The organism is Streptomyces sp. NPDC047002 (genome assembly GCF_040704505.1).
In the GTDB taxonomy this organism is placed as follows: Bacteria; Actinomycetota; Actinomycetes; order Streptomycetales; family Streptomycetaceae; genus Streptomyces.
Window position 1 is genome coordinate 70,976 of the sequence record NZ_JBEYWC010000023.1, and the last position, 16,762, is coordinate 87,737.

General features: G+C 74.9%; 15 protein-coding genes. 7 read left to right on the forward strand and 8 right to left on the reverse strand.

All coding sequences use genetic code 11. The annotated features are described in order from the left end of the window. Window positions 1–25: 25 nt before the first annotated feature. The 6 genes from AB0910_RS21330 to AB0910_RS21355 are packed head-to-tail and all read right to left on the reverse strand — an operon-like array spanning window position 26 to window position 6,206. Complete coding sequence (locus AB0910_RS21330) at window positions 26–1,633, reverse strand: fused response regulator/phosphatase (RefSeq protein WP_366746176.1); 1,608 nt, start codon at window positions 1,631–1,633, stop codon at window positions 26–28. After that, complete coding sequence (locus AB0910_RS21335; protein ID WP_366746177.1) at window positions 1,630–3,438, reverse strand: ATP-binding protein; 1,809 nt, start codon at window positions 3,436–3,438, stop codon at window positions 1,630–1,632. The genes AB0910_RS21330 and AB0910_RS21335 overlap by 4 nt, the downstream gene beginning before the upstream one ends. A gap of 8 nt (window positions 3,439–3,446) precedes the next feature. Further along, window positions 3,447–4,553: a SpoIIE family protein phosphatase gene (locus tag AB0910_RS21340; RefSeq protein ID WP_366746178.1), complete on the reverse strand. Its 1,107-nt coding sequence runs from the start codon at window positions 4,551–4,553 to the stop codon at window positions 3,447–3,449. Beyond that, entirely contained in the window at window positions 4,541–4,969 is a 429-nt protein-coding gene (locus AB0910_RS21345) for an anti-sigma regulatory factor (RefSeq protein ID WP_366746179.1), read from the reverse strand. The genes AB0910_RS21340 and AB0910_RS21345 overlap by 13 nt, the downstream gene beginning before the upstream one ends. Then, window positions 4,966–5,343: an STAS domain-containing protein gene (locus AB0910_RS21350; RefSeq protein ID WP_366746180.1), complete on the reverse strand. Its 378-nt coding sequence runs from the start codon at window positions 5,341–5,343 to the stop codon at window positions 4,966–4,968. Before AB0910_RS21350 ends, AB0910_RS21345 begins: the two co-directional genes overlap by 4 nt. Further along, window positions 5,340–6,206 (reverse strand): STAS domain-containing protein, encoded by an 867-nt coding sequence (locus AB0910_RS21355; protein WP_366746181.1) that lies wholly within the window; start codon window positions 6,204–6,206, stop codon window positions 5,340–5,342. Before AB0910_RS21355 ends, AB0910_RS21350 begins: the two co-directional genes overlap by 4 nt. A 249-nt stretch (window positions 6,207–6,455) precedes the next feature. Between AB0910_RS21355 and AB0910_RS21360 the strand changes: the two genes are divergently transcribed. The 3 genes from AB0910_RS21360 to AB0910_RS21370 are packed head-to-tail and all read left to right on the forward strand — an operon-like array spanning window position 6,456 to window position 10,241. After that, a complete protein-coding gene (locus AB0910_RS21360) occupies window positions 6,456–6,986 on the forward strand; it encodes a calcium-binding protein (protein WP_366746182.1) in 531 nt (176 codons plus the stop codon). A gap of 25 nt (window positions 6,987–7,011) precedes the next feature. Continuing rightward, on the forward strand, window positions 7,012–8,865 hold the full coding sequence (locus AB0910_RS21365; RefSeq protein ID WP_366746183.1) for an acyl-CoA dehydrogenase: 1,854 nt from the start codon (window positions 7,012–7,014) through the stop codon (window positions 8,863–8,865). A gap of 29 nt (window positions 8,866–8,894) precedes the next feature. Continuing rightward, window positions 8,895–10,241, forward strand: coding sequence for a cytochrome P450 (locus tag AB0910_RS21370; RefSeq protein WP_366746184.1), 1,347 nt, complete (start codon window positions 8,895–8,897; stop codon window positions 10,239–10,241). An 84-nt stretch (window positions 10,242–10,325) separates the two neighbouring features. On the opposite strand, the gene AB0910_RS21375 is transcribed toward AB0910_RS21370, so the two are convergent. Further along, window positions 10,326–11,165, reverse strand: coding sequence for a helix-turn-helix transcriptional regulator (locus AB0910_RS21375; protein WP_366746185.1), 840 nt, complete (start codon window positions 11,163–11,165; stop codon window positions 10,326–10,328). Window positions 11,166–11,338: 173 nt separating this feature from the next. On the opposite strand from AB0910_RS21375, the gene AB0910_RS21380 reads away from it, so the two are divergent. The 3 genes from AB0910_RS21380 to AB0910_RS21390 all read left to right on the forward strand — a co-directional run bounded on the left by AB0910_RS21380 (window position 11,339) and on the right by AB0910_RS21390 (window position 14,733). Next, window positions 11,339–12,091 (forward strand): SDR family oxidoreductase, encoded by a 753-nt coding sequence (locus AB0910_RS21380; RefSeq protein ID WP_366746186.1) that lies wholly within the window; start codon window positions 11,339–11,341, stop codon window positions 12,089–12,091. A 133-nt stretch (window positions 12,092–12,224) separates the two neighbouring features. Beyond that, on the forward strand, window positions 12,225–13,232 hold the full coding sequence (locus tag AB0910_RS21385; RefSeq protein WP_366746187.1) for a LacI family DNA-binding transcriptional regulator: 1,008 nt from the start codon (window positions 12,225–12,227) through the stop codon (window positions 13,230–13,232). A 73-nt stretch (window positions 13,233–13,305) separates the two neighbouring features. After that, window positions 13,306–14,733, forward strand: coding sequence for a gluconate:H+ symporter (locus AB0910_RS21390; RefSeq protein WP_366746188.1), 1,428 nt, complete (start codon window positions 13,306–13,308; stop codon window positions 14,731–14,733). Here the strand turns inward: AB0910_RS21390 and AB0910_RS21395 are convergent. Continuing rightward, on the reverse strand, window positions 14,684–16,153 hold the full coding sequence (locus AB0910_RS21395) for an amino acid permease (RefSeq protein ID WP_366746189.1): 1,470 nt from the start codon (window positions 16,151–16,153) through the stop codon (window positions 14,684–14,686). The two genes, AB0910_RS21390 and AB0910_RS21395, sit on opposite strands and share 50 nt — an antisense overlap. A 105-nt stretch (window positions 16,154–16,258) precedes the next feature. On the opposite strand from AB0910_RS21395, the gene AB0910_RS21400 reads away from it, so the two are divergent. Further along, window positions 16,259–16,759 carry an Lrp/AsnC family transcriptional regulator gene (locus tag AB0910_RS21400; protein WP_366746190.1) on the forward strand — a complete coding sequence of 167 codons (501 nt, stop codon included), beginning with the start codon at window positions 16,259–16,261 and terminating at the stop codon, window positions 16,757–16,759. The last annotated feature ends 3 nt before the right edge of the window (window positions 16,760–16,762 follow it).

A 16,762-nucleotide genomic window follows, 5' to 3' on the forward strand; every position in this document is an offset into this window, starting at 1 on the left:
CGGGCGCGTCACCGCACGCGCGCGGTCACCGCCCCCGCAGGTTCGCGGCCAGGATGGCGACGTCGTCGCGGCCGTCGGGGGGGAACGTTGTCAGGAGGTGGTCGCAGAGGCCTTCGGGATCCTTCGGGGCCGTGGCGACCGCGTCGGAGAGCCGGGTGAGACCCTCGTCGAGGCTCTGGTCCCTGCGCTCGATCAGGCCGTCCGTCACCAGGACGAGGTCCGTGCCGGGTGCGGCGACGACCTCGACGGGCTCCGGGTTGGGCAGCGCGAGGCCGAGGAGCGGGCCGTGGTCGGTGATCTCGCGCACCGTGCCGTCCGGGTCGCGCAGCAGCGGCGGGATGTGGCCCGCGTTGGCGATCCGCAGCACGTCGGAGCCGTCGGGGACCTGGACCGTGCACAGCGTCACCGAGGTCAGCGGGTCGTGGGTGGCGAGGATGCGCTCCAGCCGCCGGTGGATCTCGTGGGGCGCGTGCCCGTCGAGCGCGTAGGCCCGCAGGGCGTGGCGCACCTGGCCCATCACCATGGCCGCCTCCAGAGAGTGGCCCGCCACGTCGCCGACCGCGAGCACCAGGCCCGTGGGCGTCCGCACCGCCTCGTAGAAGTCACCGCCGATCTCGGCGTGCCGGCTGGCCGGCGCGTACCGCACGGCGAGCCGCGCGCGGCTCGTGGGCGGCAGCGCCTCCGGCAGGAAGCTGCGCTGGAGCGTCAGGGCGAGCGTGCGCTCCTCGTCGTAGGCGCGCAGCGCTTCGAGCGCGAGCGCGGTGGTGTGGGTGAGCTGGGTCAGCAGGTCGCGGTCGTGCGGCGTGCTGACCGCCGCGGCGGGCACCACCACGGCGGCCGGGGGCCGGCCCGGCTTGGTGCGCGCGAACGCGACGGCGAGGTCGCCGCCGTCCTCCCGTACGGCCGCGGGCAGCGGCCATCCGGCGCGCGGGACGGTGTCGACGGCGGCGCCCACCCGGTCGGCGAGGCTGTGCCGCCAGGTACCCGGCGCCTCGGGGACGGTCGGCAGCTCCCGCGCGGGGGCGCCCGACGCGGTCGTGGCGAGGTGGGTCACCGAGCCGTCCGACGCGGTGAGGAAGGCGTCGGCCGCGGTGTCGAGGAGGCGCGAGGCGCCCTCGGCCGCGGCCTGCGCGAGGCCGACCGCGGTGGTCGCCCCGTACAGGCTGAGCGTGGTCTCGTTGAGCCGGGCCAGCCTGGCCGCGAGCGCCTCGGCGCGGTGCCGCGCGCGGGTGTAGCGCAGGGCGGCCGTGAGGGTGGCGAGGAGCTCGTCGGGGGCGATCGGCTCGGTGAGGTACGCGTCGGCGCCCCGGTTGAGGCCCTGGGTGCGGTCGGACGCGCTGATCGCGGAGGCCGATATGTGGATCACCGGCAGGTAGGCGGTGCCCGGGTCGGCCTTGATGCGCTCGCAGACCTCGTAGCCGGTCATGTCGGGCAGCCGCACGTCGACGAGCGCGGCCTCGGGCCGCGGGTCGCAGGCGGCGAGCACGGCGAGCCCCTCGGCGCCGTCCGCCGCCTCCACGACGCGGTGCCCCGCCCTGCGCAGCGTCGTGCCGAGGACGTAGCGGTTGGTCGGGTTGTCGTCGACGACGAGTACGAGCGCGGGGCGCTCGTCCTGGATCCTCTGCATGGTCATCGCTCCCCCCGGTCTCCGGCCGTGGCATCAGGGATGCCGTCGGGCGCCGCCGCGCGGCCTGCTCCGTCCCCGCCCGCTGTCGGCGCGAGGCCGAGCGCCTCGGCGATCCGCACGGCGGTCAGATGGGTCTTGCTCAGGACGGCGCGGGCCCGGGTCAGGCGTGAGCGGTCGAGGGCCTCCTGGTTGGCCGAGGTGAGCACGACGACGGGGACCTGGTGGAGGGCGGGCACCGCGGCGATCTGTTCGAGCAGCTGGTAGCCGTCGGGTGCGGGCATGGCGAGGTCGACGAGGACGGCGTCCGGCATGGTGGTGCGGATCGTGCGCAGCGCCGTCCTGCTGTCGGTCACCGTCGTCGTGTGCTCGGCCAGCGGGTCGAGGGTGGACACGAGGACCCGGAGGAAGTCGGCGTCGTCGTCGATGAGGACGACGCTGCGCAGCAGCGGCCCCTCGGGCAGGGCCGCGGGCAGGCCGTGCGCCGGCAGGTCGGCGGGGAGCGCGACGGTGACCCGGGTGCCGCGGCCGACCTCGCTGTCGAGCGTGAGGCTCCCGCCGAGCAGTTCCGTCAGCCTACGCGCGTAGGGCAGGCCGAGCCCGGTGCCGGAGCGGCCGCGCTGATGGGGCCCTCGCACCTGGTAGAACTCCTCGAAGACCTGGTCGAGCTGGTCCTCGGGGATGCCGACACCGGTGTCGGTGACGGTGAAGACGGCCCAGGGCGCGCCGTCCCTGGTGCGGGCCTCGACGGAGAGCCGCACGGTGCCCTCCGCGGTGAACTTCAGGCCGTTGGACAGTATGTTCCGCAGGATCCGCAGCAGCATCACCTCGTCGGTGACGAGGCGCCCGGGGAACGCGGCGTCCTCGATGTCGAGGGCCACGCCCTCGGTCGCGGCGGGCGCGAGCGTCCCGCGCAGCTGGTGCAGCACGGTGCGCAGGTCCACCTCGGTGCGCTGCGGTTCGAGCCGGCCCGACTCGGCCTTCGCGGTGTCGAGCAGCTCCTCCACGAGCGCGAGCAGGGTGCTCCCCGAGCCCGCGATCAGGGAGACCTGCTTGCTCTGCTCCTCGGAGAGCGGCTCGGCGTCCGCGGCGAGCAGCACCTGCGCGAGCGCGATCACCGCGTTGACCGGGGTGCGCAGCTCGTGGCTGACATTGGCCCAGAAGCGGCCCTTCGCCGCGCTCGCAAGGCGCAGCCTGCGGCTCCTGTCCTCCAGGTCCGCGTAGAGCGCGACGACGCCGCGGTTGGTCTCCTCCAGCTCGGTGGAGAGCTCGGAGTACAGCGCGAGCACGCCCTTGTTGGTCTCCTCCAGCTCCTCGTTGAGGCGCCGGAGCTGGTCGCGCTGCGCGCGGACCTCCTGGAGAGCCGCGAGCAGTGCCCGGTTCTGTTCGTTCAGTTCTTCACTCATATCGGTGTCGCGCACCCCGGCACACTCCTCCCGCGCACGGGCCGCCGCCCGTACGGGGTCGGCGGCTGCCGGCGCGTGCTGCCCGAGCAGCAGATGCCGCGGCTCCGGTACGCACACGTCGAGGAGGCGGCCTGCGGCGGCCAGAACGTGTGCGCTCGGCGCGCGATCCTCCTCCCAGCGGAGGCGGACGCCGATGACGCCCGGGTCTCCGCTTCTGTGGACGAACTCCGCGGTCAGCCCGGTGGCTGCGAGGAGCTCGGCGCCCGCCTCACTCATGAGGGTGACGAGGCGGACCCGTTCCGCCTCCCCCACTCCCAGGACGCGGCAAACCGTCTGCCCGTACCGCCGCAGCCGAAACAGGTCGCCGTGCGCGACGAGCGCGAGCGTGCCGAGGCTCCGCTCCCGCACGGGGCTGCTCACCTGCGGGCCGCTTTCAGGGCCAGCACGCCGACGTCGTCCCTGCGGCCCCCTGCCTCCCGCAGGATCTGGGCACTGACGACGGTCGCGCGGCGGGCGAAGAGGCCGGGGAAGGCGCGCGGCTCCCAGCGGTCGCTCAGCCCGTCCGTGTGCAGGACGAGGACACTGCCCGCGGGGAAGGGGGCGGTGAACGGGCGCATCCGGGGCAGATGGTGACCGACGATGCCCGGCGCGGAGAGCAGGGAGGTACGCCGGTCGTCGCGGACCAGCACGGTGCTGACGTTGCCGACGCCGCAGAAGTCGACACGCCCCGCGGCGAGGTCGACAGCGGCCACCGCGACCGCGGCGCCCCTGGTGCCCCGCAGCGCGCGGTGCAGGTCGTCGAGTATCCGCGCCGGCTGGGTGTGCGGGCTGTCGCGGAACGCCTCGCGCGCGGCGTTCGCCGCGCGCGCCGCCTGGGGTCCGTGCCCGAGGCCGTCGCACATCATCGCGACCACGGGCTCTGGGGCGTCCGCTGCCTCCGCCTCTTTCTCTGCCCCTTCCTCGGCCTCCTCGGCCGGGGGCCGCGTCCCCGCCGTGCGGATCGCCCAGGTGTCCCCGCAGACCTCCTCGCCGCCGATGGGCCGGGTGAGACCGCCCGTGTCGATCCCGGCGGGCGGCGGCGACGGCACCCGTCCTTCCGCCCAGAACTGGGCGAGTACGGTCGTCCCCCGGCCCCGCACGGTGTGGATGTCGAAGACGTCGGCGAGCCGCACGATCGACCCGAGGCCGAGCCCGAGCGAGCCCGTCGACGAGGTGCCGTCCACCATGACACGGGCCACGTCGGCGATACCGGGACCGGTGTCGGTGGCCACGAACTCCACGGCCGCCAGGGGCCCGGCGCGCACCACCCGCAGCGCGACGGAGCCGTCCGTGGCGTGCTTCTGCAGATTGGTCGCCGCCTCGGTCACGGCAAGCTCCACCGCGGAGCCCCTGGACCCGTCGAGGCCGACCCGGTGGGCGAGCCGCGCGGCCTCGCGCCGCGCGGCCATGGGCAGGCCGACGTCCACCCGCAGCCAGGTGATGTCCTCGGCCTGTGCCAGGATCCGGCCCGTCACCTGGCCCACTTCACGATCGTGATGCGGGTGCCGCCGCCGACCGCGGTGTCGAGCTCGAACTCGTCGGCGAGCCGCTTGGCGCCGCTCAGCCCGAGGCCCATGCCGTCGCCCGAGCTCCAGCCGTCGGTCAGCGCCAGGTCCACGTCGGCGATGCCGGGGCCCTCGTCGCTGAAGCGCAGCCTGATGCCGGTGCGGCCCTGCGCCTCCAGGGTCCCCGCGACCATGTGCCCGCCGCCGCCGTGCACCAGGGTGTTGCGCGCGAGTTCGCTCGTCGCCGTCACCAGCTTGGTCTGATCGACGAGGGAGAGCCCGGCCTGCTGCGCGAGGGCACGGACCAGCTGGCGCGCCCTGACGACCCCCGCGCTGCTGTCGAGGGGGACGCGCTCCCCCTGCTCGGGGGTGCCTGCTGGGGCACCGCCGCTCACGCGGGGTCCTGTGCCGCGTTCGCGTCCCTGCGCAGGACGGCGAGCCCCGCCTCCAGGTTGAGCGCCGTGCGCACGCCGCCGAGGGAGAGCCCCAGCTCCACGAGGGTGATGGCCACGGCGGGCCGCATGCCCACGACGACGGTCTGCGCGCCGAGGATCTTCGACATCGCCGCGACGGTCGCCAGCATGCGGCCGACGAAGGAGTCGACGATCTCCAGGCCCGAGATGTCGATCACCACACCGCGCGCACCCGTGTCCACGATCCGCGTCGACAGGTCCTCCTGGAGGTCGAGCACGACGGTGTCCTCCAGGTCGACCTGGATGGAGACCAGGAGGACGTCCCCGATCCGCAGGATCGGCACCCGCTCGCTCACAGCAGACCTCCGTGCCTCTCGGTGAGCTTCCTGTCCCGCTCGATGGCGGAGAGCGCGTGGCGCAGGGCGTCCGCGAGGGTCGCCTTGGTCGGGATGTCGCCGAACTCGATGCCGAGCGCGACAATGGTCTGCGCGATCTGCGGCCTGATGCCGGAGATGACGCAGTCCGCGCCCATCATCCTGGCGGCCACCACCGTCTTCAGCAGGTGCTGCGCCACCTGCGTGTCCACGGCGGGCACACCGGTGATGTCGATGATCGCGTGGGCCGAGTCGTAGTCGAGCAGGGCCTGGAGCAGCCGCTCCATCACCACCTGCGTACGGGCCGAGTCGAGGGTGCCCACGAGCGGCACCGCGACCACGCCGTCCCACAGCTTGACGACCGGGGTCGACAGTTCGAGCAGCTGGTCGGCCTGCGAGGAGATGATCTCCTCGCGCGTCCTCGCGTGCGCCTCGACGGTGAAGAGGCCCAGGTCGTCGAGGAGCCGGGAGAACTGGAGGTAGGCCCGCACGTCGTCGGGGCCGGCGTCCGTGCCCGCGGCCAGCGCCCCTTCGAGCACCTCCTTCAGGGCGAAGACGCTGAAGGCCGTCTCGGTCGGGCTGAAGCCCTCCCTCGCCCGGTTGCGGGACAGCTCCGCCAGGAGGCTGCGCACCTCGGCGAAGGCCTCACCGCGTGAGGCCAGGCCGCCCGCCCTGATGCCCTCGACCACGGCCGCGTAGAGCTCGGTCAGCTCCTGTTCGAGCTCGGTCGTGCTGACGCGGCCCTCCAGCGTCGCACCCACCGTCCGTACCCATTGGGCGGTGAACGCGTCGCCCTGCGCGCCCAGGAGGTCCACCAGCCGTTGTGCTTCACCGTCGGGGGTCACGTCCACGCTCCTCGTATCGTCGGCCGATGCTACGGCACCCCCTGGTGATCACCGGGGGCGGAACCATGGGCGGGGAGGCGGGACGCGCGGGGTCAAGGGGCCGGGACTCCGGACGGGTGGCGCGCCGTTCACCCGAAAGAGAATGCCGGAACGCATGGATCCGCCGGGACACCCCTCGATATTCTTGCAGCCTCCTCGGTGAATATCGGAAGCCACCGGGCCGTCGGCATTGTTCAGCTGGAGGACTCCATGAGCGCACTGCTGGACCAGAAATACGCGAAACTCTTCTTCCTGCTGGACTCGGACGGCGACGGCGTGATCGCCGAGGACGATTTCGAGCTGATGGCCGAGCGCGTCGTCATCGCCTTCGGCGAGCAGGACACGGTGAGGGGCGAGGAGTACGCGGAGCGGATGGCGCACTACTGGCGCGCCCTGCGCGCCGCCGCCGACACCGACGGCGAAGGACAGGTCGACGAGGGCGAGTTCGGGCGGGCCCTGCGCCGGGTCAGCGACGACTTCGACACCCTGGTCGCGCCGCTCTACGAGGCGGGCTTCCGGCTGGCCGACCGGGACGGCGACGGCCTCGTGGCCAAGCGGGACTTCGGCACGTTCATGGTCGCGGTCGGCGTCCCCGAGGACGCCGCGTACACCGCGTTCGACGCGCTGGCCGACGCGGAGGGCCGGCTCAGCAGGGCCGCCCTGATGGCCGCCGCGGCCGAGTACTACCGCGGCGCCGAGCCCTCGGCAGGCGCGGGCCACCTCCTCTTCGGCGCCCTGTGAGGCGCCAGGCGTCCGGCGGCGCCCGATGAGCACGGAGCGCGGCGCCGACGCGCCGCCCGCCGCGGGCCCTGGCATTCCGCGGCTGATCGACGTCCTTTTCGAAGGGCGTTTCGGAGAGCTGCACGAGCCCTGGGCCAAGGTGTTCTCGCGCGACGAATTCCGCTACCGCGAAGGACTGTCCACGGAAAAGCGCTCCGAAATCGCCTACGAGCGTTTACGCGCCGTCAATGCGGAAATCGATTCCGTCGAGGAAATGGTCGCGGCGACGGACCGCCTCACGGCGCTGCACGAGTGGCTGGGCGCGGTCGACGGCACGCTCGCCACCCTGGCGACCATCCACTACAACCTGTTCATCGGCAGCCTGCTGCGCCTCGACCCCGGCGGCTCGGTGGACCGCACGCCGTACACCCGGCTGGCCAGGTACGGGACGGTCCTGATCACCGAGCTCGGCTACGGAAACAACGCGGCGGCCCTGGAGACGACGGCGACCCACCGCCCCGAGAGCGACACGTTCGTCCTGCACACGCCGTCGCAAGCAGCGGCGAAGTTCATGCCGAACACCGGTCGCGCGGGCGGCCCCAAGAGCGGCCTGGTCGCCGCGCGGCTGCTCGCCGGGGGCCAGGACCGCGGGGTCTTCCTCTTCCTCGTGCCCCTGCGCGACGAGCGGGGGCCGCTGCCCGGCGTCCGGATCCGGCCGCTGTCCGAGAGCCCGGGCTCGGCGGTCGACCACTGCCTCACCTCGTTCGACCGGGTGGTGCTCGGCCGCGCCGCACTCCTCGCGGGCGACCACGGGGAGCTGGCGGCGGACGGCGGCTTCCGCAGCCCGACGGGCAGTCGCCGCCGCCGGTTCCTGCGCTCCGTCCAGCGCGTCACCACGGGCAAGCTCTGCCTGAGCGCGGCGGCGCTCGGCGGGGCGCGCTCCGGTCTCGTCATCGCCGTGCGCCACGCCCACCGGCGGCGCACCTTCGCGCCGGGCGGGCGGTACGACGTCCCGGTGTTCGCCCACCGCTGCCACCAGAGCAGGCTGCTCGGGGCGACGGCGCGGGCGTACGCCGCGACGTTCCTGCTGCGCGCGGCGACCCGCGCCCTCACCGCGGCGGAGGACGCGGAGGACGACGCCGCCGACGGCACACGGGCGGCGGGGGCCGAGGTGCTGGTGGCCGCGGCGAAGGGCTGGATCACCTGGCAGGCGAGGGACATCGCGATCGAGTGCCGGGAGCGCTGCGGCGCGCAGGGCCTGCTCTCCGCCAACCGGCTCGCCGACCTGATCCTGCCGATCGAGGGCACGGTCACCGCCGAGGGCGACAACCTGGTCGTCTGGACCAAGGCGGGAGCCGACATGCTGACGGGCCGCGGCTACCGGCCGCCGCTGCGCCCCGCCCCAGAGGGGGCGGGGCGCGGCGGGCCGTGGGGTGGGCCCGACCGGCTGCTCGCTCTGCTCGTCCACCGCGAGCTGCGGTGCTTCGCCGAGGCGCGCAGGCGGCTCGGGGAACCGGCCGCAGACGCGTTCGACCGGTGGAACCACGCGGTGGAGCCCGCGCTCGCCCTCGTCGACGCGTACGCGACCCGGCGGGCCGCAGAGGCGTTCCTCGCCGCCGCCTGCGCGGTGACGGACGAGCCCACCCGGGACACCCTGCTGCTGCTGTTCCGGCTGTTCGCCCTGGAGCGGCTCGCCCCGCACACGGGGCCGCTGCTCGCGGACGGGCTGCTCGACGCCGCGGCCGTACACGGCCTGGCCGCCGAGGCCGACCGGGCCGTCGCCGCACTCGCCCCGCACGCGCTCGCCCTGGTGGAGGCGTTCGCCGTGCCCGACGCCGTGCTCCAGGCACCCATCGCCCTGCCGGACGACGGCGTCCCGCCGGGGCTCAGGCGCGGCTGACCGATGGGCCGCCCGAGGCGAGGAGCGCCATGAGCGACGCGTTCACCCGGGAGCCGCCGTGGGACCCGCGGCGTTTCCCGCCCGCGGCACGGGCGCCGCGCGCCGTGCAGACCGTACGGCTGCTGCTCGACCCGCAGGGGTACGGGCGGGCGCTGCGCCGGCGGTTCGGACCGGTGTTCAGCCTGCGTACGTACCCCTACCGCGGCGGCCTGGTGTGCGCGGCGGGCGCGGCGGCCAACCGGGAGGTGCTCACCGACCACGAGCGGTTCACCGGCGGGGACGCCGCGGCCCTGCTGGCGCCCGCGGTCGGCGCCGGCTCGCTGATCTGCACCCCGCCGCCCGCGCACCTGCGCCACCGCAGGCTGCTGCTGCCGCCCTTCCACGGGGCGCGGATCGCGGGCTGGGCCGAGCGGGTGCGCGAGCTGGTGCACGCCCGGCTGCCCGCGCTGCTCACCGGCGGCGGTGTGCCGGTGCGGCCCTGGGCGCAGCGGCTGACGCTCGACGTGGTGCTGCGGGTGGTGTTCGGGCTCGAAGACCCGGTCAGGGCGGCCGCGTTCCGGCGCGCGGTGGACGCGTTCGTCGCCTCGGACAACGTCGCGGTGCTGTTCCTGCCCGCGCCGCTGCGGCGCGACCTCGGGCCGCTCTCGCCCGGCGGCCGCTTCCACCGGCTGCGCGCGTCCGTACGGGAGTTGATCGGCGCGGAGATCGCCGCGCGCCGGGCCGCGCCCGACCGCGACGAGCGCGACGACGTGCTGTCCCTGCTGCTCGGCGCGCGCGGGGAAGGGCCGGGCGGCGGACCGGACGACGCGCACCTGCTCGACGAGCTGACCGGGCTGGTGCTCGCCGGGTACGAGACCACCGCGACCACCATCGCCTGGACGCTGCACCTGCTCGCCCACCACCCCGCCGTACGCGACGCGTTGGCCGACGATCTCGACGCGGGCTCGGACCGGCTGCTCAAGGCGGTCGTCCGGGAGTCCGAGCGGCTGCGGCCCGCCGTGCACAACGCCATGCGCACCGCCGCGCACGACACGGAGCTCGGCGGGCACCCGGTGCCGCGCCACGCGTTCGTCGCCGCGCTGTTCCCCCTCACGCACCTCGACCCTGACCTGTGGCCGGAGCCCGACGCCTTCCGGCCCGAACGGCACCTGGGCGCCGACCCCGCGCCGTACACGCTGACGCCCTTCGGCGGCGGTCTGCGCCGCTGCATCGGGATGGCGCTCGCCCGGCTGGAAACCGAGACGGTGGTGCGCGAGGTGCTCGCCGCGGCGCTGCCGGAACCTGCGGGCCCCCAGGAGCGGGCGCGGCTGATGTCCGTCACCCTCGTCCCCGCCCGGGGCGGCCGGGTCAGGCTCAGGCCGCGACGGCCGGCGTGAGGCGGCCGGAAGAGGGCCGGCGCCCGTCCCCGCGGCGGGACAAGGCGGTGGGGCCCGGCCCGCACCCGGGCCTCGGTCCCTTCGTCACAGGCGTGTCGCCCGGCCCAGCAGGCGGTCGATGTTCTCGCGGCTGCGCGTGTCGGTGGGGGTCTGGACGACGAGGCGGACGCCGGGGTGGTCGGTCAGTTCCATGCCGGTGGCGCGCAGGCTCGCCTCGCCGATCCCTGTGATGCCGTAGCGCTTGTCGCACAGACGCGGTGGAGCGACGTCGTGCGTGGCCCAGAGCCGGGAGAACAGCGGGCTGGCGGCGCACAGAAGGGTGACGAGGTCCTGCCATCGCGGGTCGCCCGCGTTCTGGCTGTAGCGGTAGCGGAACCCTGCCACGGCCTCGGGCGCCCGCTCGTCGCGGTTGGCGATGTGGTACTCCCCCTCCGGTGCCGCGAAGAGGTGCCAGAGGGTGTTGCGCCTGCCGGGCGGGGCACTGACCAGAGCGGGGTGCAGGGCCGCGTATGCGCGGTTCCAGCGCAGCACGTCGGTGCGGGCGTCGACCACCATGGCGGGCAACGGGTCCAGGGCCTCCAGGACGGTGTCGAGGTGGCCGGGGAGCTCGGACGGCGGAGCGCCGGTGACCGGGGGCCGGGGGACCTCCGCCAGACGGTAGAGGTGGTCGCGCTCGGCGGCGTCCAGGAACAGCGTGCGGGCCACCGCGTCGAGCACCTGGGAGCTGACGTTGATCGGCCGCCCCTGCTCCAGCCACGTGTACCAGGTGATGCCGACACCCGCGAGCTGGGCGACCTCCTCGCGGCGCAGTCCGGGGGTGCGCCGCCGGGCTCCCGGGAGGATGCCGACGTCCTCGGGTGAGACCCGCGCGCGTCGTGAGCGCAGGAACTCCCGCAATTCGGTCCGGTTCGTGGTCCTCGGCACAGGTCCACTGTGCCAGAGCCGAAAGGCGCCGGCGCGGTGCTGTCAGTACCAGTATCAGCAGGCTCTTGGCCCCGGTGTCCGCACAGGGCGCAGGCTCGTACCGCCTGTGTTCCCCAGGTTCCCCAGGGCGTTCCCTGCGGAACGGCCACCCGGACGAACGGACGACGAGTTCCATGAGCAACGCATTCCACAACAAGGTCGCGGTCGTGACGGGTGGAAGTGCCGGTATCGGGCACGCCACCGCACGGAAGATCACCGAGGGGAGCGGAACCGTCTACATCACGGGACGGGACCAGGACGCCGTGGCGGCGGCGGCCGCGGACCTGCCGGGTGATGCCGTCGGGGTGCGGGCCGACTCGCGCTCGGCCGACGACCTCGACCGGCTCTTCGCGCAGGTGGAGCGGCGCAGCGGCCGGCTGGACGCACTGGTCGTCAACGCGGCGGCGATCGCGACCGCGCCGCTCGGAACCATCACCGAGGACGTCATCAGGACGGTCTTCGACGTCAACATCACCGGCACGATCATGACCGTCCAGAAGGCGCTGCCGCTGCTGGCGGACGGTGGCGTCATCGTCCTCACCGGCTCGATGGCCGCGCACAAGGCGTCGGGCGGGCGGAGCCTCTACGCGGCCTCCAAGGCCGGGGTCCGCGCCCTCGCCCGCACCTGGGCCCTCGAGCTGACCCCCCGCGGCATCCGGGTGAACGTGGTGAGCCCGGGCCCGACGGACACGCCCGGTGTCGCACAGCTGGCCGCCACCGCCGAGGAACGCGAGGCGCTCATCGCCACGATGGGCACCGGGACCCCGATGACCCGGGCCGGCACCGCGGAAGAGGTCGCCGCCGTCATCGCCTTCGTCGCCTCGGACGCGGCCTCCCACGTCAACGGCGCCGACTACCAGGTCGACGGCGGTTACGGCCAGGTCTGACACCCCACGCGGCCGTCACCGGGGCCGGCATCCGCGAGGCCTGGCCGTACCGGACGGGCGCCCCCCGTGCGGTAGCGTGCTGTGTCCGTGGTACCGGAACCGGTTTCGGCGGCTCAGGGTGGAGGGTGTACCGATGCGACGGGTGACGCTTGCCGACGTGGCGCGTGCCGCGGGGGTCGCGAAGGCCACCGCCTCGCGGGCGCTGTCGGCGGACAACCCGGAGGTCGGCGCCGCCACCCGGGTGCGGATCAGGGAGATCGCCGCGGAGCTCGGCTACCAGCCGAGCGCGGTGGCGCAGGCGCTGAGCACCGGGCGGGTACGCCTGATCGTGCTGTTCGTCCCCGCGGCCGAGCCCGGCTGGGCGCAGGTGCTCGCAGGGGCCATGGCAGAGGCGGAGCGCCGGGGCTACCAGGTGCTGGTACGGCCGCTCGGGGCCGACGCCCCGCGGGAGCAGTCGGGGCTGCCCGTCGACGGCGCCGTGCTGGTCGGCCCCGCGCGGGTGCCTGCGGGCTGGGACGCGTCCCGGCCGGTGGTCGTCGTCGACGAGGACCTCTTTGACGCCGGAGCGACGGTGGTGCGGACGGCCAACTGGAGCGCCGGCTACCAGGCGGGGCGCCATCTGATCGAGCAGCAGCGCAGGTCGGCGCTTGTCCTGGTGCCGCACCACCGCGCGGGCGGCGTCCAGGCGCGCGCGGCGGGCTGCCAGGCCGCCTTCGCCGAGGCCGGGGCGGAGCTCCCCTCCGGCCGGGTCGTCGAGGCCGGCCGGGACGCGGACCCGGGGGCGGGCCTCGACGCGGCGCTCGGCCGGGGGGTGCGCCCCGACGGGGTGTTCGCCTGCACCGACGAGACCGCCGTGGCCGCGCTGGGCTCGCTCGGCCGCGCGGGCCTGCGCGTCCCCGGCGACGTGGCCCTTGTCTGCTTCGGCGACGAGAGCCTCGCCGGGCAGGCCGGTCCCTCACTGGCCGTGATACCGCGCCCGGCGGCCGAACTCGGCGCCCGCGCGGTGCAGTTGCTCGTCCGCGCGATCGAGGGAGCGGCCGAGCCCGCGGAGGTGCACGAGCTGCCGGTGCGGCTGGTCCCCGGCGCCCCGCACGACCGCCCCCAGCCCGCCGCCGGTGGATCCGTCTCCGCCCGGCCTTGACCTGTGCCGCCGCGTCCGACACACTTCCGAAACGTTCCGGAACCGGTTCCGGACATCTGGAGGAGGTCCTGCGGTGGCAACGTCGACGCCGGGGCTCATAGCCGTACTCATCGTCTCGGTTGCCCTGCTCGTAGTCCTGATCAACTCCCGGCTCAAGCTGCACCCCTTCATCGCCCTGCTGGTGGTGTCGGTCGGGGTCGGCCTGGCGGCGGGAGAACCCGTCGCCAGGATCGCCGGGTCCATCGAGTCGGGTGCGGGCGGGATCCTCGGCAATGTCGGCATCACGCTGGCGCTCGGCGCCATGCTGGGGCGCCTCCTCGCGGACTCCAGTGCCACGGAGGTGATCGCCGCGCTGGTGGTGCGCCGCTCCACACCGCGCACGGTGCCGTGGCTGATGAGTGCCGCGGCGTTCGTCATCGGCATCCCCATGTTCTTCGAGGTCGGCCTGATCGTGCTGCTGCCGCTGGTGTTCAGCGTGGCCGACCGGATGCGCAGGCAGGGGCACACCCGCTACTCGCCCTACACCATGCTGGTGATCCCCACGATCGCCGTGCTCGCGACCCTGCACGGTGTGGTGCCGCCCCACCCGGGCCCGCTGACCGCCGTGGCCGGGCTCCACGCGGACCTGGGCAAGACGATCCTGCTCGGGCTCGTCTGCGCGGTGCCGACCGTCGTTCTGGCCGGGCCGCTGTTCGCGACCTGGATGGCCCGGCGGATCGACGTGCACCCCGACCAGGCGCTGGTCGACCAGTTCGTCCGCCACCGCGCCGAGGACGAAGGCCCGGCCCCGGCGCGGCCCGCGCCGTCCTCAGGCGGCGACGCGGCAGGGCGGCGGCCCGTGCCCGTCGCCTGGGCGGTCACCTGCATCCTGGTCCCCGTGGCGCTGATGCTGCTGCGCACCGTCGCGGAGGTGGCGCTGCCCGAGGGCAACCACGTGCGCAACGCGACGCTCCTCGTGGGCGAGCCCGTCGTCGCGATGCTCATCGGCTTCCTCGTCGCGCTGTTCGCGCTGGCGCTGGCCCGGGGCAGGTCGGGGGACGACGTGCGCCGGTCCCTCACGGAGAGCCTCAAGGCCGTGGTCGGCATCCTGCTGATCATCGGGGGCGGCGGCGCCTTCAACCAGGTGCTTGAGGACACGGGCATCAGCCACGCCATCGCCACCGCCGCCGGCGGCGCCCACCTCAACGTGGTGCTGCTCGGCTGGCTGCTCGCGCTGCTCCTCTCCGCGTCCACCGGATCCGCGACGGTGGGCATCGTCTCCTCGACCGGCATCGTCGCCCCGCTGGTGGCCTCCTCGGACAGCTGGCACACCTCGCTGGTCGTCCTCGCCATCGGCGCGGGCTCGATCGGCCTCAACTACGTGAACCACGCCGGATTCTGGCTGGTCAAGGAGTCCTTCGGCATGGACATGGGCCAGGCCACGAAGATCCACACGACCACGCAGACCCTGGTCAGTGTGTTCGGCCTCGGCATGACCCTCCTGCTCGCCGCGTTCGTGTAGCGCCGGGCGCGCGGGGGCGGCGCGCCAGGCCCGCGGCGAGGGCGGCGGCGAGGGCCGCCGCGGCGACGGGCCCGTCGGCGGCCAGCAGGGCGAGGGTGGCGAGGGCCGCCGCGGCGGCCGCCCAGCGGGCCGGGCCGCGCAGGAGGCGCGTCGCCGCGGCGCAGCTGACCAGGTAGACGAGGAGGAAGAACGCGGTCGGCAGGGCGACGAGCAGCGACACGTCCATCAGGTGCAGCGCGGAGAGGCCGAGCAGGACGGCGCCGAAGGCGGCGGCGCCGACCGTGAGCAGCGGCCCCGACGAGCCGCGCGCGTGGCCGCCGTCGGCCGGGCGCAGCAGGTGCTCGGCGGTGGCGGCGGCGCCCGCCAGGTAGGCGTTGGTGACACCGAGCGTCAGCAGCAGCGCCGTCCCCGCCGTGAGCCAGGGGCCCGCGGGGCCCACACCGGCCGCGAGGAGCGCGGCGAGCGGTGTGTCCGTGGCGGCGCCCTGACCCAGTACGGCCTGGAGCGCGACGGCCAGGGACAGATAGACGGCCGAGGTGATCACGAAGGCGGCGGCGATGACCCGCGGCAGCCTGCGGGGCGCGTCCCTCAGCCGCGCGGTCAGCGGGGCCGCGGCCTCCCAGCCGACGAACGCCAGCATCAGATGGCCCGCCGCGCCCGCCACACCGCCCAAGCCGTGGGCGAGGAACGGGTGCCAGTGGGCCGCGTCCGCGCGGTGGGCGCTCGCGGCGACGGCGACGACGAGGAGCGCGAGCAGCAGCCCCACCAGGGGGAGTTGGACACGGGCCCCGCTGGAGGCGCCGGTCAGCCGCAGGACGAGGACGAGGGCGAGCAGCGCACCGGCGAAGGCGGTGCCGAGGCCGGGGCGGCCGACCGCCGCCGCCAGGTACTGGCCGCCGATCAGGCAGACCACCGGGGCGCCGGTGATCACACCGAGGCAGAACGCCCAGCCTGCGGTGCGGCCTGCGGCGGGCCCGAGCCCCGCCGCCGCGTAGCCCGCGACCCCGGCGCGCGAGCCGAAGGCGGTGCCGAGCCGGCTGAAGACGAAGGCAAGCAGCGCGGACAGGGCGAGCAGCACGCCCCAGGCGAGGACGGCCGCGGCGCCCGCCTGCCGCGCGGCGAGCCCCGGCAGGAGCAGCAGGCTCGGCCCGAGGAGCGCGCCGACGTAGAGGGCGGTGGCACGCGGCACGGTGAGCACGCCCCCGCCCGCTGCCGCCCGGCCGGGCCGGGGGGCGGCGGCGGGCGCGGCCTTGGCGGTCCCGGGGTGCGCGGCGGGCGCGGCGGGCGCGGTCCCGGCGCGCCCGTCCGAAGCGGCGCCCGGGTGCGCGGCCGAAGCGGCGCCCGGGTGCGCGGCCCGTGCCGCGTGAGCTGTCTCGGCGTACGGCCGGGGGGCGGGGGGTCGGCCGGGCGTTGCGTTCATGGTGGCAGCATGCACCGGGAGGCGCGGCATGCGATGCCTGATTCGGCCGCACGGGCCGGGCCGCACGCAATGGAGTGCGGCGTGGGCGGCCGTATGCTGCATCGCATGCCGTCACCTCAGTACGACCGGGTGGACCGGGCGATCCTGGACCACCTCCAGCGCTTCGGGCGCACGCCCAACATCGACCTGGCCGAGGCGGTCGGGCTGTCCCCCTCGGCCTGCCTGCGCCGCACGAAGGCGCTGGAGGAGGCCGGGCTGATCACCGGCTACCGGGCCGAGCTCGACCACGAGCGGCTCGGCCTCGGGCTGACCGCGTTCGTGGCGCTCAAGGTGGCGGGACACTCGCGCGCCACCTCCCGCGCGGTGGAGGAGGGGCTGGCGGCCATACCCGCGGTGGTGGCCTGCCATGTGGTCTCCGGCGAGGCCGACTTCTTGGTGGAGGCGGTGCTTCCGGACCTCGCCGCCTACGAGCGCGTGCTGCTCGACGAGATCCTCGCCGTCCCCCATGTGGTCGACGCCCGCAGCACGTTCGCCATCCGCACCGTCCTGTCCCGGGGCCCGCTCCCCCTCGACGACTGGCCCCGGCGCAGGCAGCGCAACCGCTGACCG